General features: G+C 46.8%; 19 protein-coding genes. 9 read left to right on the forward strand and 10 right to left on the reverse strand.

The window, feature by feature from the left end; genetic code table 11:
* Positions 1 to 302: type IX secretion system membrane protein PorP/SprF (locus H7F15_RS16910; RefSeq protein ID WP_185198183.1), on the forward strand; the 302-nt coding region annotated here is incomplete at its 5' end.
* Between the two features lie 349 nt (positions 303 to 651).
* On the opposite strand, the gene H7F15_RS16915 is transcribed toward H7F15_RS16910, so the two are convergent.
* The gene (locus tag H7F15_RS16915; protein ID WP_185198184.1) at positions 652 to 1,326 is read right to left on the reverse strand and encodes a hypothetical protein; all 675 of its coding nucleotides are present in this window, start codon (positions 1,324 to 1,326) and stop codon (positions 652 to 654) included.
* Positions 1,327 to 1,481: 155 nt separating this feature from the next.
* Between H7F15_RS16915 and H7F15_RS16920 the strand changes: the two genes are divergently transcribed.
* The 6 genes from H7F15_RS16920 to H7F15_RS16945 all read left to right on the forward strand — a co-directional run bounded on the left by H7F15_RS16920 (position 1,482) and on the right by H7F15_RS16945 (position 8,478).
* On the forward strand, positions 1,482 to 2,783 hold the full coding sequence (locus H7F15_RS16920) for an amidohydrolase family protein (RefSeq protein ID WP_185198185.1): 1,302 nt from the start codon (positions 1,482 to 1,484) through the stop codon (positions 2,781 to 2,783).
* Positions 2,784 to 2,902: 119 nt separating this feature from the next.
* Positions 2,903 to 4,117 (forward strand): amidohydrolase family protein, encoded by a 1,215-nt coding sequence (locus tag H7F15_RS16925; RefSeq protein WP_221627112.1) that lies wholly within the window; start codon positions 2,903 to 2,905, stop codon positions 4,115 to 4,117.
* A gap of 276 nt (positions 4,118 to 4,393) precedes the next feature.
* Positions 4,394 to 5,452, forward strand: a complete 1,059-nt coding sequence (locus H7F15_RS16930) for a class I fructose-bisphosphate aldolase (protein ID WP_185198186.1) — start codon at positions 4,394 to 4,396, stop codon at positions 5,450 to 5,452.
* Between the two features lie 158 nt (positions 5,453 to 5,610).
* The gene (gene accD / locus H7F15_RS16935; protein ID WP_185198340.1) at positions 5,611 to 6,507 is read left to right on the forward strand and encodes an acetyl-CoA carboxylase, carboxyltransferase subunit beta; all 897 of its coding nucleotides are present in this window, start codon (positions 5,611 to 5,613) and stop codon (positions 6,505 to 6,507) included.
* Positions 6,508 to 6,764: 257 nt separating this feature from the next.
* Complete coding sequence (locus H7F15_RS16940) at positions 6,765 to 7,502, forward strand: OmpA family protein (RefSeq protein WP_255481305.1); 738 nt, start codon at positions 6,765 to 6,767, stop codon at positions 7,500 to 7,502.
* A 310-nt stretch (positions 7,503 to 7,812) separates the two neighbouring features.
* Positions 7,813 to 8,478, forward strand: a complete 666-nt coding sequence (locus H7F15_RS16945; protein ID WP_185198187.1) for an OmpA family protein — start codon at positions 7,813 to 7,815, stop codon at positions 8,476 to 8,478.
* A gap of 938 nt (positions 8,479 to 9,416) precedes the next feature.
* Here the strand turns inward: H7F15_RS16945 and H7F15_RS16950 are convergent.
* Positions 9,417 to 10,055 carry a DUF2238 domain-containing protein gene (locus H7F15_RS16950; RefSeq protein WP_185198188.1) on the reverse strand — a complete coding sequence of 213 codons (639 nt, stop codon included), beginning with the start codon at positions 10,053 to 10,055 and terminating at the stop codon, positions 9,417 to 9,419.
* A gap of 111 nt (positions 10,056 to 10,166) precedes the next feature.
* Between H7F15_RS16950 and H7F15_RS16955 the strand changes: the two genes are divergently transcribed.
* Positions 10,167 to 11,489, forward strand: a complete 1,323-nt coding sequence (locus tag H7F15_RS16955; protein WP_185198189.1) for an alkaline phosphatase — start codon at positions 10,167 to 10,169, stop codon at positions 11,487 to 11,489.
* Positions 11,490 to 11,864: 375 nt separating this feature from the next.
* On the opposite strand, the gene H7F15_RS16960 is transcribed toward H7F15_RS16955, so the two are convergent.
* Positions 11,865 to 12,557 carry an MBL fold metallo-hydrolase gene (locus H7F15_RS16960; protein WP_185198190.1) on the reverse strand — a complete coding sequence of 231 codons (693 nt, stop codon included), beginning with the start codon at positions 12,555 to 12,557 and terminating at the stop codon, positions 11,865 to 11,867.
* Between the two features lie 180 nt (positions 12,558 to 12,737).
* On the opposite strand from H7F15_RS16960, the gene nth reads away from it, so the two are divergent.
* Positions 12,738 to 13,463, forward strand: a complete 726-nt coding sequence (gene nth / locus H7F15_RS16965) for an endonuclease III (RefSeq protein WP_255481306.1) — start codon at positions 12,738 to 12,740, stop codon at positions 13,461 to 13,463.
* A gap of 12 nt (positions 13,464 to 13,475) precedes the next feature.
* On the opposite strand, the gene H7F15_RS16970 is transcribed toward nth, so the two are convergent.
* The 7 genes from H7F15_RS16970 to rhuM form a co-directional block, all read right to left on the reverse strand.
* Positions 13,476 to 14,462, reverse strand: coding sequence for a glycosyltransferase family 4 protein (locus tag H7F15_RS16970; protein ID WP_185198191.1), 987 nt, complete (start codon positions 14,460 to 14,462; stop codon positions 13,476 to 13,478).
* A gap of 335 nt (positions 14,463 to 14,797) precedes the next feature.
* Positions 14,798 to 15,703 carry a hypothetical protein gene (locus H7F15_RS16975; protein ID WP_185198192.1) on the reverse strand — a complete coding sequence of 302 codons (906 nt, stop codon included), beginning with the start codon at positions 15,701 to 15,703 and terminating at the stop codon, positions 14,798 to 14,800.
* A gap of 307 nt (positions 15,704 to 16,010) precedes the next feature.
* Positions 16,011 to 18,395, reverse strand: a complete 2,385-nt coding sequence (locus tag H7F15_RS16980; protein ID WP_185198193.1) for a TonB-dependent receptor domain-containing protein — start codon at positions 18,393 to 18,395, stop codon at positions 16,011 to 16,013.
* Between the two features lie 116 nt (positions 18,396 to 18,511).
* Positions 18,512 to 19,009 carry a hypothetical protein gene (locus H7F15_RS16985; protein WP_185198194.1) on the reverse strand — a complete coding sequence of 166 codons (498 nt, stop codon included), beginning with the start codon at positions 19,007 to 19,009 and terminating at the stop codon, positions 18,512 to 18,514.
* A 601-nt stretch (positions 19,010 to 19,610) separates the two neighbouring features.
* Positions 19,611 to 19,994: a hypothetical protein gene (locus H7F15_RS16990; protein ID WP_185198195.1), complete on the reverse strand. Its 384-nt coding sequence runs from the start codon at positions 19,992 to 19,994 to the stop codon at positions 19,611 to 19,613.
* A 58-nt stretch (positions 19,995 to 20,052) separates the two neighbouring features.
* Positions 20,053 to 20,646: a GNAT family N-acetyltransferase gene (locus tag H7F15_RS16995; protein WP_370523752.1), complete on the reverse strand. Its 594-nt coding sequence runs from the start codon at positions 20,644 to 20,646 to the stop codon at positions 20,053 to 20,055.
* Positions 20,647 to 20,663: 17 nt separating this feature from the next.
* Positions 20,664 to 21,677 (reverse strand): virulence protein RhuM/Fic/DOC family protein, encoded by a 1,014-nt coding sequence (gene rhuM, locus H7F15_RS17000; RefSeq protein ID WP_185198196.1) that lies wholly within the window; start codon positions 21,675 to 21,677, stop codon positions 20,664 to 20,666.
* Positions 21,678 to 21,702: the final 25 nt, after the last annotated feature.

Consider the following 21,702-nt stretch of genomic DNA (forward strand, 5'->3'; position numbering starts at 1 on the left):
CTCCTGCCGTATCGCTGCTTCCATCTACCCTGATCAAGTATGTGCCGTCTGCCCCGGTGGCCGCGGATGTGAACCTGAAAGTGCTCTACCGGGATTTCCTCTGGGCCGGAGCCTCGTACCGCAAGCGTGATACAATGGTGCTGCTCGGTGGCGTTAACATTAAAAAGCAGTGGCAGCTAAGTTATGCGTATGACGCGTCCGCTTCCGAAGTAAGCCGCAACAGTAAAGGCAGCAGCGAGATTGTGCTGGGCATCCTGCTAAACAACACCGGCAAGGTCATCAACCCGTCACAGTTCTGGTAGGTGGCTAATTATTCGAACTAAAACTATAGTAGCTTTTAGCGTCTTTTGTCTGATTCTTTAAATAGGGCCCTACCCAAGAATTTACAGGATTAAAGAATTAACAGGATTTGTAGAGACGCAATACCTTGCGTCTCTGCTATGAAACGATGGGCCTAACTATAGATTAGCCTTATTCTGCAACTATAGCCAAGCGAGTCTGGAGACTCGCACCCATTGCACGCCACCAGTTGGATACCGGCGCCGGTGTAAACTATAGTTGCAGCCACAAGATTAGCGCCTGCGAAACTGGCCCCAGCGTTAACCAGTTACCGCTGCACTCAAACTGGCGGTATAATCACTGTATAGATATTTATGGCTGGCTCACCTGCCCCTGAATCAAGCCTTCTTTTGCCATCTGGTTTACAGTTATCTCAGCCAGCTTTTCGGCTGCTTTGCGCAAGCTCGACGGACTATAGGATTGCGACTGGGCAGACCAGAGCAAATTATCATCCGCCACATTATACAGGTTAGTCTCTACAAAGTAAATCTTATCTTCGGTGTAATAACCCGGGTCGTAGAGGATTGGGTACCAGTACGTATAGTAGCCCCTGAAATTGCCATACCAGGCATAGCGAGTAATCGGTCTGTAACCTACATTGCCGGGTACATAACGTGTCTGTGTCTGTTCGTCTACCAGGGCAACGGTTAGCACGGCATCATAATCATCGCCGCGCATTTTCTCCAGCAGCAGGTTAACATCCGGACCGTTTTTACTTGCCCCGCTCGGCGGGAAAATGTCGATACTCCGGGTTGCCTTTATGCCACGTTGCTGCAGTTGGGTCTGCATATCGGTTTCTACTTTCTGGCGGGCCAGGATGTTATCGGTCAGGGCACCTACTACAATGTTGTTATAAGTTTGGGTAGCCTCGGGGCTCTTCCAGGTGCCTGTTATCTGGGTAGATGGCGCACAACCAGCTACTACCAGTAGCAACACCCAAAGGCAGCAAAGTAGCACATGGCTGTTCAGGTTCTTTTTTGTTTCCATAGTTGGTAAGGTTAAGGTCTGTTTATTTAACGATTGGCAGGTTAAATGGGTGTTACTTATAGTTGTAGTTTCGGGGCGATTACTGTTTTATTTGCCGGGTAAAATGCTTAGGTTAACAGTGCTAAAACTAACCTAACTTATACTTAACCTTCATCATGAAAAACAGGAACAAGTTGCTGGCAGCGCTTGGTGTAGCCGGATTTCTGCTTACCGGCAGCACCATGGCCCAGGAACAGCCGCATGTGTTTAAAGGTGCGCGCATTATACCCATAGCCGGCAAACCCATCGAGAACGGCGTGCTGGTAGTACAGCACGGCAAAATAACCGCAGTTGGCGCAGCCGGCCAGGTAAAAGTACCCAAAGGCGCCACCGAAATAGATGTGACCGGAAAAGTGCTAATGCCAGGTCTGGTTGATACACACTCGCATTTAGGCGAAGGCTCGGGCGGCGATGGCTCCGGCGCACTGCACCCCGATGTGCGGATTATAGATGGCATTAACCCCATGAGCGACTCTTTTAAGCGGGCGCTGGCAGGGGGCATTACTACGGTGAACGTAATGCCCGGGTCGGGCCACCTGATGAGCGGGCAGACCGTGTACCTGAAAATGCGCGAAGGCAAAACCATAGGCGACCTTACCTTTTGCGAGGACCCGGGTAGCGGCATCTGTGGAGGCATGAAAATGGCCAACGGTACCAATCCCATCAAAGCAGCTCCGTTTCCGGGTACCCGGGCTAAGTCGGCGGCTATGGCGCGGCAGTTGTTTTTAGATGCCCAGCAATACCAGAGCAAAATAAAAGCAGCCAAAGGCAAAGCCGATAAAATGCCGGAGCGCAAACCAAACCTGGACCCGCTGGTAGAGATACTGGAAGGCAAGCGCATTGTGCATTTCCACACGCACCGCTACGATGATGTGCTCACAGCGCTGCGTCTGCAGAAAGAATTTGGCTTTAAGCTGGTGCTGCACCACGTAAGCGAAGCTTGGAAAGCTGCCGACGAAATTGCCAAAGCCGGTATTCCTGCCTCTATCATCACTTTAGACTCGCCGGGCGGTAAGTCCGAAGCCGTAGAAGTGCGCAACTCCAATGGAGCTGTGCTGGAAAAAGCAGGCGTACTCACCGCCTTCCATACCGACGATGGCATTACCGATTCGCGCTTGTTTATGCGCAGCGCTGCCTTAGGTGTGCGTGCCGGCATGAGCCGCGAGAAAGCCCTGGAAGCCCTGACTATAGCTGGCGCTAAAATGCTGGAATTAGATGACCGTGTTGGCTCACTGGAGAAAGGCAAAGACGCTGACTTTATCATCCTGAACGGAGAACCATTCAGTGTGTACACCAGAGTAGAGCAGACTTGGGTGGAAGGCAAAAAACGCTTCGACCTCAGCAACGAAGATGATAAGAAGTTTGCGACCGGCGGTTACAACACCTACCAAAGCGACGTTCACTATCACGCACATTAAAAGACTGTAGACGATAGATGCTAGACATTAGACTTAAAAATGTAGCAGACTTAAAAATGTAGCGCACAGCTGAGTCTAACATCTAATTTCTGGCTTCTAACATCTTTAAAAAGAACATCATGAAAAAACATATTCAAATTGCTGCGGCTATGGTTGCTAGTGTGGCTATAGTTGGCGCCGGTAAGGTGCAGGCACAGGTAGCCATAAAAGGCGAAACTGTTTATACTATGGCAGGCACTCCGATAAAAAATGGGGTGGTGCTGATAAAAGACGGTAAGATTGAAGCCGTTGGTGCCAACCTGCAGGTGCCGCAGAACTATAAAACCTATACCGCCAAAGTAGTAACACCCGGTTTTGTGGATGCGCATACTTCCGTTGGTTTAGCTGGTATCTATAACGTGCCCGCCGATCAGCAACAACTAGAAAGAACAGCACCCATTCAACCGGAACTACGCGCCATAGATGCCTACAACCCTAACGAAGAGCTGATAAAGTATGTGCGCAGCTATGGGGTTACAACTATAAACACGGGCCACGCACCCGGCGCATTGGCCAGCGGCCAGCTCATGACGCTCAAAACATCTGAAGACGGTTTCAGTAGTCTGCTGGATACGACCAGTATGGTGGCTTTTACGCTAGGTACAACTGTAGGCGATAACTATAGCTCTCCGAAAACATCGGCAAAAGGCATGGCCATGCTGCGTGCCGAGCTGCAGGCCGCACAGAACTATAGCAGAAAAATGGGTAACTCCGATGCCACCAAACGCCCGGACCGCAACCTGAAACTGGAAACCCTGGCCGATGTACTGAACAAAAAGTACAAAGCCCTGATCACTGCAAACAGAGCGCAGGATATTATGGCAGCCCTGCGCTTAGCCAAAGAATTTAACCTGGACCTGGTACTGGACGGCGCGGCCGAAGCGTACCTGCTGGTAGATGAAATTAAAGCGGCCGGCGTGCCGGTTATAGTTCACCCAACTATGGCGCGTGCCTACGGCGATAACAAAAACATGTCGTTTGAGACGGCAGCTACACTTGCCAGAGCAGGGATACCGGTTGCCATACAAAGTGGCTTCGAGGCTTATGTGCCACGGGCGCGCGTGTTGTTGTTCGAAGCCAGCGTAGCCGTGGCCAATGGCATGCAACCAGAGCAGGCCCTGGCAGCCATTACGTCTACGCCAGCTAAAATGCTGGGGCAGTACGGCAGGGTGGGCTCGCTGGAGAAGGGCAAGGATGCCGATGTGGTGTTGTTTGATGGCGACCCGTTTGAGTATACCACCCACGTGTGCACGGTACTGGTAAACGGCACAGTGGTGAGCGAAGAATGTATATAGTTAGCTCAGAACTATAGCTGAACTATAGTTGCAGCGCCTGTTTCTTTTAAAGCAGGCGCTATTTTTTTAAGTAACTTTTTTTGGCTGGCAAAGTATGATGTGGGAGCTGTTGTGCAGGCTGTGTTAAGATACGTTCATCTGTAGCTGACCACCATTCGGCATAAAGCCTGTAAATTGCAATATTGTTCCTGAAAAGTATAACAGAAATAATATTAACCTTACTATATTTGTATCACCAAATCAAAGTGTCTCTTACCACAAATTATTAAAAGACAAATGAATTACGATAACATCGTTTCTTTACTTGGTTCTGAAGGAGAAAGCCTGCTTCAGTATGAAAGCAAAACTATTTCTAAAGAGCAGCTGCACGCGCCGGGCCCGGATTTCGTGGACCGTATTTTTGCTCAGAGCAACCGCAACCCACAGGTACTGCGCAGCTTACAGCAACTCTTCGACCATGGCCGCCTTGGTGGCACGGGTTACCTGTCTATCCTGCCGGTAGACCAGGGTATTGAGCACACTGCCGGTGCATCGTTTGCACCAAACCCTATCTATTTCGACCCCGAGAACATCATTAAACTGGCTATTGAAGGTGGCTGTAATGCAGTAGCAACCACGTTTGGTAACCTGGCCATGATGTCCAGAAAATATGCACACCGCATTCCGTTCATCGTAAAAATTAACCACAACGAGCTGCTGACTTACCCTAACAAGTTCGACCAGATCATGTTCGGTTCTGTGGATGAAGCCTGGAACTTAGGTGCTGCTGCCGTTGGTGCAACCATCTATTTCGGTTCAGAAGAGTCTTCCCGCCAGATCATTGAAGTGGCTGAAGCCTTTGAAAGAGCACATCAGTTAGGTATGGCAACTATACTTTGGTGCTATGCCCGTAACAACGCCTTCAAAAAAGACGGTGTAGATTACCACGTAGCTGCTGACATTACAGCACAGGCTAACCACCTGGGCGTAACTATACAGGCCGACATCATCAAGCAGAAACTTCCGGAGAACAATGGTGGCTTTACAGCTATCAACTTTGCGAAGTCGCATAAGGCGATGTACGACAAACTTACTACCGATAACCCGATTGACCTGACACGTTACCAGGTGGCAAACTGCTACATGGGCCGTGCCGGCTTAATCAACTCTGGTGGTGAGTCTAAAGGCGAATCGGATCTGGCAGATGCAGTGCGCACAGCTGTAATTAACAAGCGTGCAGGCGGTATGGGCCTTATTTCTGGCCGTAAAGCATTCCAGAAAGATATGAAAGTTGGTATTGAGTTACTGAACGCCATTCAGGATGTTTACCTGAGCAACGAGATTACATTAGCGTAATTTGTAGCAGAACTGCTGATAATTACATAATTTTGTGACCTGCCTTTTTAAAAGCTCTCCGGAGCCCGAAAAGGCAGGTCACTTTTTTTGATATACCGGCCGGTTGGCTGTTTGTATTTTATCACATTTTATGTGCCCAGTGCACACTTTAAACTATGATGCCTTGGTTTAAACGCGTAGAAAAAGGAATTCATACCCCTACGGAAGAGAAGAAGGAAACACCCGACGGATTATGGTATAAGTGCCCGAGCTGTAAAGCTGTAACCAGCATGGCAGAGCACCGCAAAAACCTGAACACCTGCGTTAAGTGTAATTACCATGACCGCATTGGCTCAAAAGAGTACTTTGCTATTCTTTTCGATAACAACGAATTCACGGAGCTGGATGCCGGCCTTACCTCTGGCGACCCGCTGGACTTCGTGGACTCCAAGCCATACCCGAACCGTATAGTTGCCACCCAGAAAGCAACTGGCCTGACAGATGCAGTGCGCAGCGCCTATGGCAAGATGAACGGCCGCGATATTACCATCTCTTGTATGGACTTTGCTTTTATCGGTGGTTCGATGGGCTCGGTAGTAGGAGAGAAGATAGCCCGCGCCATTGACCATGCACGCAAAACACGTACGCCGTTCATGATGATCTCAAAATCAGGTGGAGCGCGTATGATGGAAGCCGGCTTCTCGCTGATGCAGATGGCAAAAACCTCGGCTAAACTGGCGCTGTTGTCAGAAGAAGGCCTGCCATACATCTCGATGCTGACGGACCCTACAACTGGTGGCGTAACGGCATCTTACGCCATGTTGGGCGATTTTAACATTGCCGAGCCAGGCGCACTGATCGGTTTTGCCGGCCCGCGTGTAATTAAAGAAACAATTGGCAAAGACCTGCCAAAGGGTTTCCAGAGTGCTGAGTTTGTACTGGAGCACGGCTTCCTTGATTTTATAGTTGACCGCAAAGAACTGAAGCAACGCCTGACAGACCTGCTAAGTATGGTGTGCGAGAAAAGCGCCGAAGATGCAAAGGCCAAGACTAAAAAAGTAAGCAAAACGTTGTAGTTCCTGTAACTTATACTTTTAAAAGGCCTGTCATTTTAAAAAGTGACAGGCTTTTATTTTAAGCAGCAGTACAAGCCAATTCTGATAGTTTGTTAACTATATATTAATTTTGCTTTGCTTGTATTGTTTTAAGGATTGCCGGCGTTTGTGTAAAGTTGGCACTCGGATTGCAATAGGCACTCTGGCAGAAAGCCGTTAATTTATCATCATCAACTTTATAAATCACGTAAACCAAACCTTTACCAATTTTAAGAAACATGAAAGCTTTAAAATTATCATTGACCTCGTTTCTGGCTGCAACTATGTTGTTCACTTCTTGCCAGACCACGCGTCCTACAGCTGATACAACAGGTACCTCAACCGGAACTACCACTACTACCGAGAAAAAGGGAATGAATAAAACTACCAAAGGTGGTATAATTGGTGCCGGCTCCGGTGCTGTAATTGGTGGTATTATTGGTAATAAAATGGGTAACACTGCTGCAGGTGCCATTATTGGTGCAGCTGTGGGTGGTGCAACCGGTGCCGTAATTGGCCGCCGCATGGATAAGCAGGCCGAGGAACTGGAGAAAAGCATGGAAAACGCGAACGTAGAGCGTGTAGGCGAAGCGATCCGTATCAACTTTGATTCAGGTATCCTGTTCGCAACAAACTCTGCCGAACTGAGCGCCTCTGCCAAGCAGGACATTGCCAAACTTGCCAAGACCCTGAAGGAGTACGAAGGAACCAACGTAATTATTGAAGGCCACACCGACAACACCGGTAGCTACGAACTGAACCAGAAATTATCAGAGCGTCGTGCGCAGTCTGTACTGAACTATGCCAAGAGTCTGGGTGTAGAAGCATCACGTCTGCAGGCCAAAGGCTATAGCTACGATCAGCCAATCGCCGATAACTCTACGGTAGCAGGTCGTCAGCAGAACCGCCGTGTAGAGATCATCATCGTGGCAAACGAAGAGATGAAAAAAGCTGCCGAAAGCGGTGAACTGAAATAAGCAGAAACTATAGTTTATAGTTACAGGGCGCCTGTCAGCTTCGGTTGGCAGGCGCTTTTTTATGCGTTCGTATTTACCCTTAGGTTCAGCGCATTCACTTTTTTGAAAAACCTGTTAAATATTTCAACCGTTAACGTATACTATATAAGCTATATAAAGTAATAAGTGTCAGTTAGATAGGTTTTTGAAGCTGTTGCTATCCTGATTACGGGAGGAACCTGAACGGTGCAAAACCGGAACATTTTTAAAAATAAGCAGTAAGAAGCACTGAATCTTCGGATTCGTAACGTTGAACAAAAGAATAGAACATATGAAAAGTATCAGAATTTATTTATCCATTCTTGTCGTTTTTGGGTTGCTGTTTACGGCATGTAACGCCAGCAAAACAGCAAAAGGTGGTGCCATAGGTGCCGGTACTGGTGCTGTGGTAGGTGGTGTAATTGGTAAAGCTGCCGGTAACACTGCTGCAGGTGCTATTATTGGTGCCGCCGTAGGTGGTACAGCTGGTGCACTCATCGGTCGCCACATGGATAAGCAGGCTGCAGAACTACAGCGCGACCTGGAAAATGCCAAGGTAGAGCGTGTGGGCGAAGGTATCAAGATCACGTTTAACTCCGGTATCCTGTTCGCTACAAACTCCGATGCACTACAGTCTAACGCCCAGACAGAGATCGCGCAGCTGGCTACGACACTTAAAAAGTACGAAGACACCAACATCCTGATAGAAGGCCACACCGATAATACCGGTACTCGTGATCTGAACCAGCGTTTATCGGAGCGCCGCGCCGAATCGGTAGCCAACTACTTATCAAGCCAGGGTGTGAGCCGCAACCGCATGACAACCCAAGGCTATGCCTTTGACCAGCCAGTGGCTGATAACAGCACAGCAGCCGGTCGTCAGCAGAACCGCCGTGTGGAAATTGCCATTTTTGCGAACGAAAAGATGAAAAAAGCTGCCGAGCGTGGCGAGTTATAGTGTTTGAATAAAAGTGTGATTTGTTGATTTTTCAGCCGTGCCTTCGGGTACGGCTGTTTTTTGTACCTGTTCTATGAAACTATACTTAAAGATGGCGCTGTTAAGTGCTGCTATTTCATTGCTCGCCTGCGCCTGCGAAAAGTTTACGCCGGATACAAAGTTACCCCAACCTAAAAAAGCTACGATTTTACCAGCTTTGTTTAAGTGATTGCAGGAGAAGCTAAATAGCTTCTCTTTTGTTTTTGCTTGTTCTTAGTTAAATAGCTGTGTTTATATGAATTATAGTTGGCGCTACTGTCATGTCGAGCACCGCCGAGACATCTTATTTGCCTTATAGTTGATGCTCAGGGCTATAGTTCTATAGTTGACTTTGCCTACAATTCGACACAAGCCGTGGTTCTATAGTTTCTACCAATCCTGGGAGCTTTAATTACCTACTGTTTTATAGTTTGGTTGGCTCCCTCCCGGGCCGGGAGGCCCCGTCTTTGGGCATCGCGCTGCTGCCTTCTTGCTATCCTCCTGCGTCGGATTGCCTGACGGTACCGCAACAAGTCAAAGGCGCTCAACCCAAAGACTGATTACACATTCGATAGTCTACGCTTTAACCATAGTTGACGCGATTGCCCTTCGCTGAAGCATATCTGTTTTCTCGTGGTTGTAATTCCGTATGGACAGGTAAACCTGTCCTGCTCACGGTCTGTAACTATAGAACTATAGCTGAATCTATAGCAGTAGCAGAGTTCCCCTCCTTGGATAAGGAGGGGTAGGGGTGGTTGGACCAACGCCAACTATGAAACTATAGCAGTTAACTTTAGCAAAAGCCCAAATCCTGTAAATCCCGATTCAGACAATCTCCCTCTCCTGTTTTGGGGGCAGGGGCCCTCGATAAAAGGAGAAGGTCGGGGTGAGGTGGAGAGGACAGGGGTGAGGTAAACCCATTATTTCCTGCTGTGTTGCAGGAGGGCGAGACCCATTGTCAGGATACTTCCTGCAAAGCCTAAGGCAATATCCTTTTGTGCATCCCAGATGTCGCCCTGCATTCCCAGGAAATCCATGCCCTGGGCGGTGCCGTTATAAAGCAGGTCAGCTACCGCCCATTCCACCAACTCATACAAGGCACCCAGCGAGAGCACGAACTGCACAGGCAACAGGTAGCTGAGCCACCCTTTCACGTGAAAGCTGCGGACCAATACTTCGTGCATGGGATACGAGAGCAGCAGGCCGAAGCCGAAATGCACGAGCCGGTCGTAATGATTGCGCTGCAGGTTGAACTGTAGTTTGGCCCACTCACCTAAGGGGGCGTCGGGGTACTGGTAGTGGCTGCCGTACACGTGCAGCAGCAAAAACAGGAAAATGAAACTATAGCTGGCGTCGGAGAAGCGGAAAATGTTGTAAAAAGCTACCAGGAAAATAAGCAATGATGCGGTCAGGATATTCTCGGAGAGCCAGTTTAGCAGGTCGGGCGTAGTGAATGCCGAGAAGCACCAGTACCCCGTAAACAAAAGCAGGTAAGCCATGTGCAAGGGCTGCTGCAGGAAAGGCTTTTGCGAAACAGGCTGTCTGCTGGTCAGGGGCATAGTTTAGAAATAGGGTAAGGATCAACTTAAAAGTAATACCTATGTTTTTACAATTTTGATGCAGGCCGCGTATCTTTGGGCGGTTATCACCTATAGTTTAACTACGATACGATGAAATTACGATTACTGACAGTGCTATACTTTATGTGCTGGAGCCTTGCGGCCGTGGCGCAGGAAAAACTTTTGCAGGCAGGCCCTATGGTGGGTTACTCCGAAATGCGCGAAGTGAAACTATGGGTGCAGACCAAAGAGCCAGCCAAAGTAAAAATAAAATACTGGGCAAAAGATGAGCCGGGCAAGGTTTACACTACCTCCGAAGTACGCACCGACGCTGCCAATGCCAATGCCGCACACCTGCTCGCCGACCAGGTAACCTATGGCAAAAAATACAGCTACGAACTATACATTAACAATAAAAAAGTAAAGCGCAATTACCTGCTGGAGTTCCAGACGCAGGACTTGTGGCAGCACCGCAAAGATGCCCCGGATTTTAGCTTTGCCGTGGGCAGCTGCTTTTACGTGAACGACACTCCCTACGACCGCCCGGGCAAACCTTACGGCAGCACCAGTTTCGAGATCCTGACATCAATACACCAGAAGAAACCGGATTTTATGCTCTGGATCGGCGATAATACTTACCTGCGCGAACCGGACTGGAACACGAAAACGGGCATCCAATACCGCTACACGCATACACGCTCAGTGCCGGAACTGCAGCCGCTGCTGGGCTCGGTACACAATTACGCCATCTGGGACGACCACGACTATGGCCCTAACAACGCCGACCGCAGTTTCTGGGGAAAAGAGCTGACCGCCGAAGCATTCCGTACTTTCTGGGCTAACCCGAACTATATTTTTGACGAAGGCCCTGTAACCGGTACGTTTCAGTGGAACGATGTGCAGTTTTTTATGATGGACGACCGCTGGTTTAAAAGCCCGAATTCCCGCACGACTGATAAAGCTTACTTAGGCGAACAGCAACTTAACTGGCTGATAGATGCACTGCACTCGAGCACAGCCACATTTAAGGTTATTTGCGTGGGCGGACAGGTGCTGAACCCGGCTGCCGTGAAGGAGAACTATAGCAACCACCCCGAAGAGCGCCAGAAGCTGCTGGATGCCATTGCGGAAGCCAAAATAAAAGGCGTGATCTTTATGGACGGCGACCGCCACTTTACTGAGCTTACCAGGCTGGATCGCCCCGGTACTTACCCGCTTTACGACTTCACTATCTCACCACTCACAGCCGGTTTGTCTAACCCGAAGAATGAAGCCAATACCCTGCGTGTGCCCGGTACGCTGGTGCAGGAGCATAACTTTGCTATAGTTACTGTACAGGGACCGGCCAAAGAGCGCAGTTTTAAAGTGACCATTTACAACGCCAAAGGCGCCGATATCTGGCAGAAAGAAGTAAAAGCCTCGGAGCTGCAGTAAAATAGCTGCCCTTGCTAAACTATAGTTGCTCCAAAAGTGGCGGGATGCCACGGGATAGCTCACACTCGCAGGACGCAAGCGAGGGCGTTCAGCCTTCTTTTATGCCGCAAGTTTAGCGGTAGCGTAACTTGTGGTTAAAATGGCGCCAGTTTGTAACTGGCTTTCTGCGCCAGCAGAAACTATAAGTTTGCTGAAATCTATAGTTGGGAAAATTTATAGTTGGGATTATAACTATGGCGCGAGCGTCCCCGCTCGTATCAAACTATAGTTTGGGCCGCTGGCCCAGTTGGATCACAGATCCAACCTTATAGGTTAGTCACGGATCATAGATCCGTGCCAGTGTGGGAGACCTTAAACTATAGTTGTGGTGATAGTTTAAGCCATCAGATCGGGTTCGTAAAACACCAGCCGGACCGGGTTATCCGAAGGGTTTTTGGTAGGATCGCAGTGGTAGCCGAATACCTCGTAGTTGGCAAGGTAGGGAAGCAGCTTTTTATAAAAGGTGTGGCCGGTATTTTCGGCGTTAAAGGTTATCTCGTGAAACACACAGGTGCGCAGCGGTTTCATTTTTTCCAGCCTGTCGAAAAGCGTTTCGGGTTTGCCTAAGTCGCCGGAATAGGCAATGCGCTCTTCGCCCTCGTCAAACACATAAGCGTAAGTTTGCATACCTTCAGAGTGCTGGCCAAAGGTATCGATGGCGGTGATGCCTTCAAATTGCTCCAGTGGTATAAACTCCGCGTATTTATCAGGATTCTTTAGCTGAGGCTCCAGGATGGCGTACAGCTGATTCTTCAGTTGCTCCGATGGGTACAGTATGACGGGGCGCGGGCTTTTCTCGATAATGCTTTTATAAAGCAGCATGGTGGGCAGGCTGCCGATATGGTCGTTGTGCAGGTGTGTGATCAAGATGTGGTCTACCTGTTGGATCAGATTTTTATGAACCAGCGCCGGAAAAACAGTAAAGCCGCAATCGATAAGAATATGTTTACCCCTGAAATGTAGTTTTGCAGCTGAGTTCAGGTAATCTATATCAAAAGCGCCGCCGGTTCCTAAAAATTTTATCTGCATACAAGGTCTGTAACTGGTGTCCTGCCAAAAAAATCCTACAGCATATAGCGTACAAATCTGCAAATAGTTGTGTGTAAAGTTCAATGTGCCAGGCTGTAGCTATAGTTACAACCGGCAATTGCTACCTATAGTTATAGTTTGTGCGGGTGCCAACTGTGCCTGCCGTAGTCCGTAGAAAATATGCAAACTATAGTTGCCATGGATGCACACGAACTATCTCCGGAAAAGAAAACGCTGCTGACGCACGAGCTGCTGAACAAAGCCTACAAGCGCCTGAAACTGGAAAAGCGCCGCGACCACATGCACGAGCTTATCTCAACGATGCTATCGCACCGCACCAACCACAAAGACGAGGAGAAGGCTTTTTACACTATGCTGGAGCGTTTCGGGGATTGGGATGGCGTGATGAACGCTGATTTTGAAGCGCTGGCAGATGCTATAAAAACTACCCGTTACCCCGGCCAGAAAGCACCTCAGATACAGGAAACACTGCGCAAAATAAAAGAAGAACGGGGCGAGTTTAATATTGATTTTCTGGAAGACTTACCCGTAGAGGAGGCCATGGACTGGCTGACCAACCTGCCGGGTGTAGGCCCTAAAACAGCAACGCTGCTCTTGCTCTTTAACTTCTACAAACCGGTAATGCCCGTTGATACGCACGTGTTCCGGATAAGCCAGCGTGTAGGGTTGATAGGAGCCAAGGTGACCGCCAACAAAGCCCATGACCTGCTGTTGCACATGCTCCCCGAAGACCCTGTCGAGCTATTTAATTTTCATGTGCACATGCTTCGTCATGGCCAGCGGGTGTGTACATTTTTCGCGCCTAAATGCGAGGAATGTGTGCTCCACAACATCTGCAATTATTACCAGGATGTACGCTTTAAAGGAATTGATAAGGCTGCGTAAGGCAAACGATAGTTAATGCCACTCCAGAAATTTAACTGTCTGCACTTGCTGCAGCTGTGGTTTTTCCTGGTTCAGGGTCTGGCCATTCAGTACGGTAGCATATTTTTCGAGGTAGCGCTCCGCCATCAGCCTGGAGTTGAACAGGTCGGCGGCGTATTCGTGGCAGCGCTTGCGCGAGTATTTGTCTATAGTTCGGGCAGCTTCTGTCAGGTCGCGGCTGTTGTTTGATAGAAAGCCTACCTCAGCTGGCACCAGTTCCGGGAGCGAGCCATAAGGGGTTCCTAATACCGGGCATCCAAAGTATAAACTCTCGGTTATAGCCAGCCCGAACGGCTCGTGCCAGCGCACCGGGAATACGAGTCCTTTTGAGCCCTGCAGTAAGCGTAGTTTTTCGGCGCCGCCAACCATGCCATGGAACTGTATATTGGGGTTAAGCGTGAGCCGGAAGCCCATTTTAATGTTCAGCCTGTTACCGCCCAGCACTTTCAGTTTTCCGCCTTTTACGCCGCTTATCACTTTTATAGCTCCCTTCACGTTTTTTACGCGCCAGGCAGCATTGCCCAGGAAATGGAAGTAATTCCTCTTGTTGTCGAGCTGCACCGGGCCATAGTCGTTCCAGTCCATGCCGTTGTGCACAAACGAGGCAGAGTTATAGCGGCTGGCATGGTTGCGCGACACAAATGTGGTGTTTATATCCAGTGGTTCGGGGTTGGTGTGGTTGCCGTGCAGCGTGTAAATGTACGGTTTGCCAATTCCTTCGGCAGGCGGCATAATGTTAAAATGCACTACATCCACATCGTCGGGTATCTGGGCAGCCATAGGTTTGGCTGGATCTAAAAACAACACGTCGGCAAAAGGGCAGTGGGAGCCCTGGTTCACGAGGTAAGTAACTTTGTGGCCTAAGTCTGTCAGTTCTTTGCCCAGGTACCAGATCACGCGTTCGGTGCCGCCATAAGTTGTAACCGGTATCCGGGTGTTGTTAACGATCAGGATGTGCATAAAGGCTATAGTTGAAATTGAAGCAGCCTCTAAATTAGAGAAAATAAAATTATCCTGTGCGTAGTGCTATAGTTGTGTTGGAAGATTTTGCGTGGGAATGCAGATACTTAACACAAGCCTATACACTTTAGCGCTGCGAACGAAAAGCGATCTATCAGGTGGAAAGCAGCTTTCTATTATCTGCAATATTTTAGCTGCAGGCACTATAACGAAGTTGAGGATTTCTGCGATCGATTAAATAACTAAAGTGAAGAACTGATGGGATTGTAACTATAAGAGGGACCCCTGAAGTCCCTCTTATAGTTGTGCTTTAAAATAGTTAACTAAATACTGTTTTACTTCCTGAAGACATACTCATGCTCAAGAATGCTGCTAAGCGTGTAGTCTGGGTAATAAGCCCCGTCTTTTTTCAGAACCTCTACTTTTTCTACCAAACCTTGCTGATTATAGTGGTAAACATATTTTTCAAAAAAGTTTCCCCCGAAGCTTCTGATTTCTTCAGCAATTTTGCCATCCGGAGTATATTTATATTCTGTCAGCTTAGTTATTGTTGTTGTTTTAGTCTGAGCCGAATAGAAAGTTTCTTTCGTCAGATTATTATGCTCATCGTATTCCCAGGTAAAAGTACCTTTCCGGTGTGAATGTGGATGTCCTGCATAATCATCGGAAATAATGTTTTCCTTTATTTTGTTGCCACGGCTATCGTAAGTATACTCGAACACATCAGGCTCGTAGCTAAAATTATAATGGTTGAAATACATTTTGCTTGGTTGGTCACCAGTAGCGTACTCATACCAGTATTTCTGAAGTAATGTCAGGTCGGTACCATACCCAAAGTAGTAATCCTTGGCGGTCAGTTTTTTGTCTTTATAGGTGTAGACATATTTTTCCGTAACTGGTGGCTCGGCCCGTTCTACAATTTTAATCATCAGCACCCCGCCTTCATAAGTGTTGGTTTCGGTAAATAAGTTATCAGGAATAGGGTATCCGGAACCTGAGTAGCTAAGCTTTCGGTACTTTTCTTTTATAAGCAAGCCTGCTTCGTCATACACTTTTTCTGTCCAGAGTCTTTTGTAATTTGTAAGAATCTCTCCTGATTCACTAACAGGTATTGAATAAGAAGTCTCCCTCTCTATTAAAGGTTGTGGTTCGGGGTCATTCTTATCACCACATGAGAAGGCTATAAATAGTACAAGAAGCGGAAGCGCTTTCAGAAGATAAGAGGTAAAGCTTGTTTTCATAAAAGGGTTAAATGAATTACATTGAATATTAAAAGCCTAATATATTGAATTATGCTTATAAGTACAAAGTGAATTAATCTATACCTCTTTTATAGCATATTAGAACTGTTTATTATTGATAACTTACTTACCGAATGTGGCATTGATGGAAGAAACAGACAATTGGTATAAGGTATCAGACTTTATAGAATGTAATAGTTTCCCAATAGATTTCCCGTAACCTACACCTACTCGCCCAGCTTATACACTTTAACCCATGTTGTGAGCATGGTAAAAGGTAAAGAACTAAATTATAGAAGTGTGTAACCTATTTAAGTTTACCGAACCTGTAGGTGAGCGACAGGCTGAACTGGCGGATACGGGTATCTGTTTCGCGGCGCTGATAAAAGGCGGGGTTGGTAAGCTCGGTGGTAGCGCGGCGTTTTTCCTGGAACGGGCTCCTGACAGCGAGGCTGATGCTGGCTTTGTTGTTCTTCAGAAAGTCCTTGTTTACCGACAGGCTGCTCCAGGTATACCCACCCGATCTGCCCTGCAATAAAATGTTGGGCGAACTATAGCCCAGGTTACCGCTGGCACGCCAGTTTTTACCGAACCGGTAATTTGTATTGCCCTGCACATAGTAACTGAAGCCTTCGCTGTTTTGCAGGTTGCCTTCCTGGCGGCTGTTAAAAACAAGGTAGCTTGCCCCCGAGTTAAGGCTGATGTTGAGCTTCCGGAATAGCGTGGTGTTGCCGCTCAGGGTAAAACTATAGTTTCTGCTTTTGCCGATGTTCCCGAATGTAGTGCGTGCCACCGAGTCGGAGCCGAGCACTGTAAACTCCTGTATCGTGTTATTTGTAAAGCTGTGCGAAAGGCTGGCGTTTACAAAACTGCTCCCGAAAAATGAGTCAAAATCAAACTGCAGGGTGTGGCTGGTAGCGGGTTTTAATTCGGGGTTTCCGAAAAAGATATTCAGTGGGTCTGACTTGTCTACAAACGGGTCGAGGTAATACAGACCGGGACGCTCGATGCGCTGGTTGTAAGAGAATTTTAAGGTGTTACCTTTTTTGAAGGCCCGTGAAAGTGTGATACTCGGAAAAATGTTCTGGTACCGTTGCCTGGCGCTGGTGCCCGAAGAAACAAAAGCGGCATTCAGGCGCGTGTCTTCTACCCGGATGCCGCTGCGCAGTCCCCAGTTTTTATGTTTCAGGTTTACCGAAGCATAAGCCGCATTTATAGTTTGTTTATACCCGAAGTTGTTACTCAGTGCTGTATCAGGTTTAAAGATGCCTGTCTCCGGGTCTTTGGTACGGTACTCGTAATCGCTGCTGTTCTTTTCCTGGTCCGACCTGATGCCCAGTTCCAGCGTTTGCCTGCCGAGCGGTTGCACATAATCTGCCTGTAGTGTATGGTTCCGGGCATGGTACAGGTTGAGCGTTGAATTTTCGCTGCCGGTATAGTTTAGGATTGGTTGAAGCCTATAGTTGCCGTTACCATTGTTGGCATTATCGGTCAGGTTTACGCTTACGGAAAGCAGCTGCTCTTCATTTTCTTTAGGACTGAACTGGTATTGCAAGCTGGCATCCTGCCCTGTGCCGGCACTTTCGGTGGTGGTTATGTTGGTATAGGCCTCGGTCAGCACATCGGCCTCGTTAAACTGCAAAGCCTGTTGTTTGAAATTGTTGGTGCTGCCGTTGCTGTTATAACTATAGTTTGCCGTAAAGCTGTGCCGGTTATCCGGTTGATAGCTTAATTCGCTGGTTACATGCTGCGACCTGCTGCTGTTATTGCTTTCGGTGGTTTGCTCCAGCCGCATCTGCCTTATCAGGTCATTCCGGAGGAGGTTGCTGCTGCTGCCCGGAGAGGTAGCATAGCTATGCCGGTAACTTCCGGAAACCCCAAACTTGCCCATCGTTGCGCTCAGGGTACCGCCCGCGTGGTAGCCCCCCGGACTATTGCCTGCCAGGTTCAGTGTGCCATTGTAGCCGCTGATGCTTTTTTTATGTGTAATAATGTTTATAATGCCGCCTATACCTTCAGCTTCGTAGCGGGCCGAGGGGACAGTAATAACCTCTATCTTTTTTATAGAACTGGCTGGCAGGCTCATCAACACATCGCGCGGGTTACCCGTTATCAGCGCCGATCTTTTGCCGTTCACAAGCACCTGGTAGTTGCCTTTGCCGTTGAGTAACAGGTTGTCGTCCGCGTCTGTGGTTATATAGGGTACTTTCCTGAGCATGTCCAGTGTATTCAGGGTGTACTGTTCCGGGTCGTTTTCTACGTTATAGATCAGTTTATCGGCGCCCTGCTCCAGAAGCGGGCGCTGGGTGGTTACCTGCACTTCTTCCAGCAGTGTAGCCACCGGCGATAGTTGTACTTTCCCTAAATCGAGCGTAGGAGAAGAAAGATCAGATATGTTTATAGTTTTGGTTTTGTAGCCAACATAGGAGAGTATTAGCTGGTATGCCTTTGGAGCGAGGCCGGTAAGCTTGAAAGTGCCTGATTCGGAGCTCAGAACATGCTTTATAGTTTGCTTTTCTTCTTTATCCAGTACAACTATAGTTACATAAGCCAATGGCGCGCTGGTAGTAGAATCTGTAACGGTGCCTTTTATAGTTGCAGGTTTTACCTGACTAACGGTAGGATAAGATGTGAAATAACAAGGTAATAGAAATAAAAACCAATGCGTTTTTAGCAGGGCTGCTATTCTCAAGCATCTTGTAAGATATTTCTGATATAGCATTCCGGCATCTTATTTTATTATAAAATAGGCATTATCAGAAAGTAGCGTTTAATATGCGTTCCTGATAATGCCCAGATTAGGATATATTACTCTTCCTCGCAATTTGGTATAGCACCGATGTAGTCAAGCAAACTTAGGCTCTCACCCTGTATTACAAGATTTAATGCAGAAAAGTCCAGATCAGTTACTACAGAGTAAAGTGACTTGCCTTTGCATGAAGCACCAATTGTGAAAGTAGCGTTGTAAGTAGCAACTCCGGGTTTTATGGTAGTAAGAGTTACATTTTTAACAACTCCGGATACCGGGCCAGATTGTCCCGGAACTGGGCCGGCGTCTGCACCCCGGTTATAGCAGTTAAATTCTGCATCATAGGTATAAGTTATAGTACCTGTTCTGGCGTTGCCTATACCATGTACTGTACCTGATATAGTTACAAGATAAACAGTACTGGACCCTTGTTCTTCACAGGTTACAGTAACACTTTGAGTCTCATTTGAATTAAAGTGTGGATTCTGGGCAAAAGCATTGTTAAAAGCCAAAAGGGCAATAAATGTGACTACTAAGCTTAAAATTCTTGTTCTCATAATAGTGTTTTGTTTGTGTTATTACTAATAGTGAAAATTGGTTAACTATAGGCACAGCGGTGCCGGGTGAGGATGTAGGATCACCTGTGATTTTTAAAATGTAAGAGGGAGCACAACGCTGCAGTATTAGGAGCGGTAGGGCATAGTTGCGAAGCTTATACAGCTATGCCAGTGTTAGCTTAACTTGGTTCTACTTTCTGATTATACTTAATGGAAGTTTAGTGAGAAGCTTGTAAATGCAGACCGGGGAATAAACAGCCTTTTGTAGAGAAGGGTGGCTATTGAAAGGAGTATTAGCTGGCAGCAAACCTGATACGAGCTCTTTATACCATAATCTGCTGCCATACAAATATACGGATGCAGTTTTGGCGGATAACTTTTTTCAAGCTTATTATTGTGATATGTTTATAGCGACAGGTAAGTAGCTGCTTTGAATTGGTAGACGTAGTAAAGTTTAGTAAAATATAATAAAAATTAAATTATACTGAATGCAGTAAAGCAATTAAACGATAGCTACTGTCGGCTCAACACCGGTCCGTATTTTTGCTGCTCTGAAATGAATTGAGGGAGGAGCTCTTCCGGCTCAACAGGGAAACTGCTGTCAGGTTTTGATCATCTTATAGAAAAGATAAGGCGCAACAGCAACCCAGAAGGGAATCAGAATCCAAAGGCGGCCTGCCAGTAAGTTATAGTCTTCCAACATTTGCGCCCAGGTTCTGCCCGACATAAAACCTACTCCGAATTCGAAAATAAGGGTTAAAACAAGCCACAGCATTCCTATAGTTAAAGCTTGCCCCGAAGTTGCAGGTGGGTACTTTCTGACCACAAACCAGATATAAACTGCAAAAAGTAACAGGAGCGTGATGGTTGAGATCTGCCGAGCAGCTAATTCACCTACATACTCTTTGTACCAAAGGTCCCGCGCCGTTCCGTTCAGCACTGCCAGCACAACCATCGGAAACCATAAAAAGAAATATTTCAACATAGTGCGTTAAAACTTAAATGGTTATGAGTAAGGGTGCGCCAGAACGCCGAACTATAACTTAAGCCGGTGTAACTATAAGCTCATAGTATAACAGCTCTTCGTTGCTGTCGGGTAACTGCACGGTTTTCTGGTATCTCAGGCCCAGCTTTTCAAGCAGCTTCTGCGACGAGGTATTCTCTTTTACAGTAATGGCGCCGATGCGTGTAAGGCCGAAAATTTCTATGGCAGCACGTTTTACTTCTGTAGCAGCCTCCAGGGCATAACCATTGCCTTCGTGTTCGGGCAAAAACGCAAACCCGATGTCTATGCCTTCCAGGCCTTCGCGGTCGTAAAGGCCACAGTTGCCCAGTTTCGCCCCATCCGTTTTGCGTGTTACCGTATAGTTGCCGTACCCTAACCTTGCATATTGTGGCAGCATCCTGTTCCGGATATACTCTTCTGCAGCTTCCAGGGTATGCACGTTTCGGTCGCCGATATACTGCAGCCATTTGGGCGTGTTCAGCAGTTCCAGTACAAAAGCAGCAATCTTCCTCGGTACTTGGTTTAAGCAAAAGCCGCTCTGTTTCGAAAGATCTATAGTTGGGCATAGTTTGGATTGGGGAGGTAATGGGCTGGTATATGGTGCTGTGGTTGACGATATGAAACCATACACTATATACCTTGTTGGACTTAGTTTTTTATCATGTTGATTATTAGCTTAGTCATAACTTCTCTTTGTTCTGGAAGGCTTTGGGCTACAGCTAGTGCCAGTGCAGGCAGGGTGATTTCGTTTATCTTTCTTTCCCCTTTTGAGTTGAGATGAAAATTGTTCTGCTCAAGAAACCAAACAAATAAAAAAGAACCTATTCTTTTATTCCCATCACTGAATGCGTGTCCTTTTACAACTGAATATAGGAGTTGTGCTGCCTGTTCTTCAACGGTTGGATAAGCTAACTCTCCAAATACAGTTTGGGATATACTTCCTAAAATACCCTCAAAAGATTGGTCTTTCTCGTTTCCAAATATTTCTGATGCTTCCCCTTTTGCAATCAAAGTCTGTTTTAGCTTTTGTATTGCTTCTTTTACATCTGGATAATTTATTACATAGATTATTTCACTGCTTAATCCCTCTATTGAGAGTTGTTCTGAATCATATTTACTAAGTAGTTCAAATGATTTTGAATAATCAGTTATTATACTTAAAAATCCTTCAGTAAGAATTTTTTGTTCTTGAAGTGCTTGGTCATGCAACTTATCTAGAGACTGTTCTAGTTCTAAGATTCTTGATTGTTGTCCTTCTAATAGTTCTTTATTAATTGAATATCCTTTGAGTAAATACTCTTTAAGTTTAGAAGTTGCCCACTTTCTAAATTCAATTCCTACTTTGGATTTTATTCGATATCCAACTGATATTATTACATCTAAATTATAAATGGAAACTTTCCTAGAAACCTCTCTATCACCTTCTCTTTGAACTTGGCGGAATTCCCGCCAAGTTGATTCTTTGTCAAGTTCTCCCTCAGAATATATATTCTTAATATGCTCACCAATAGTCCTCCTAGATTTTCCAAACAATTCTACAATTTGCTGTTCTGTAGCCCAAACAGTATCATGTTCACTATCAAGAACAACTTGGAATTCAGTATTACCACTTTCAGGCTTAAAAATAACTAATTCATCATTTCGTCCCTCTGGAAAACTCATACTCTTCTAAATTATAGTTTATCAA

The organism is Pontibacter sp. Tf4 (assembly GCF_014212495.1).
Lineage (GTDB): Bacteria > Bacteroidota > Bacteroidia > Cytophagales > Hymenobacteraceae > Pontibacter.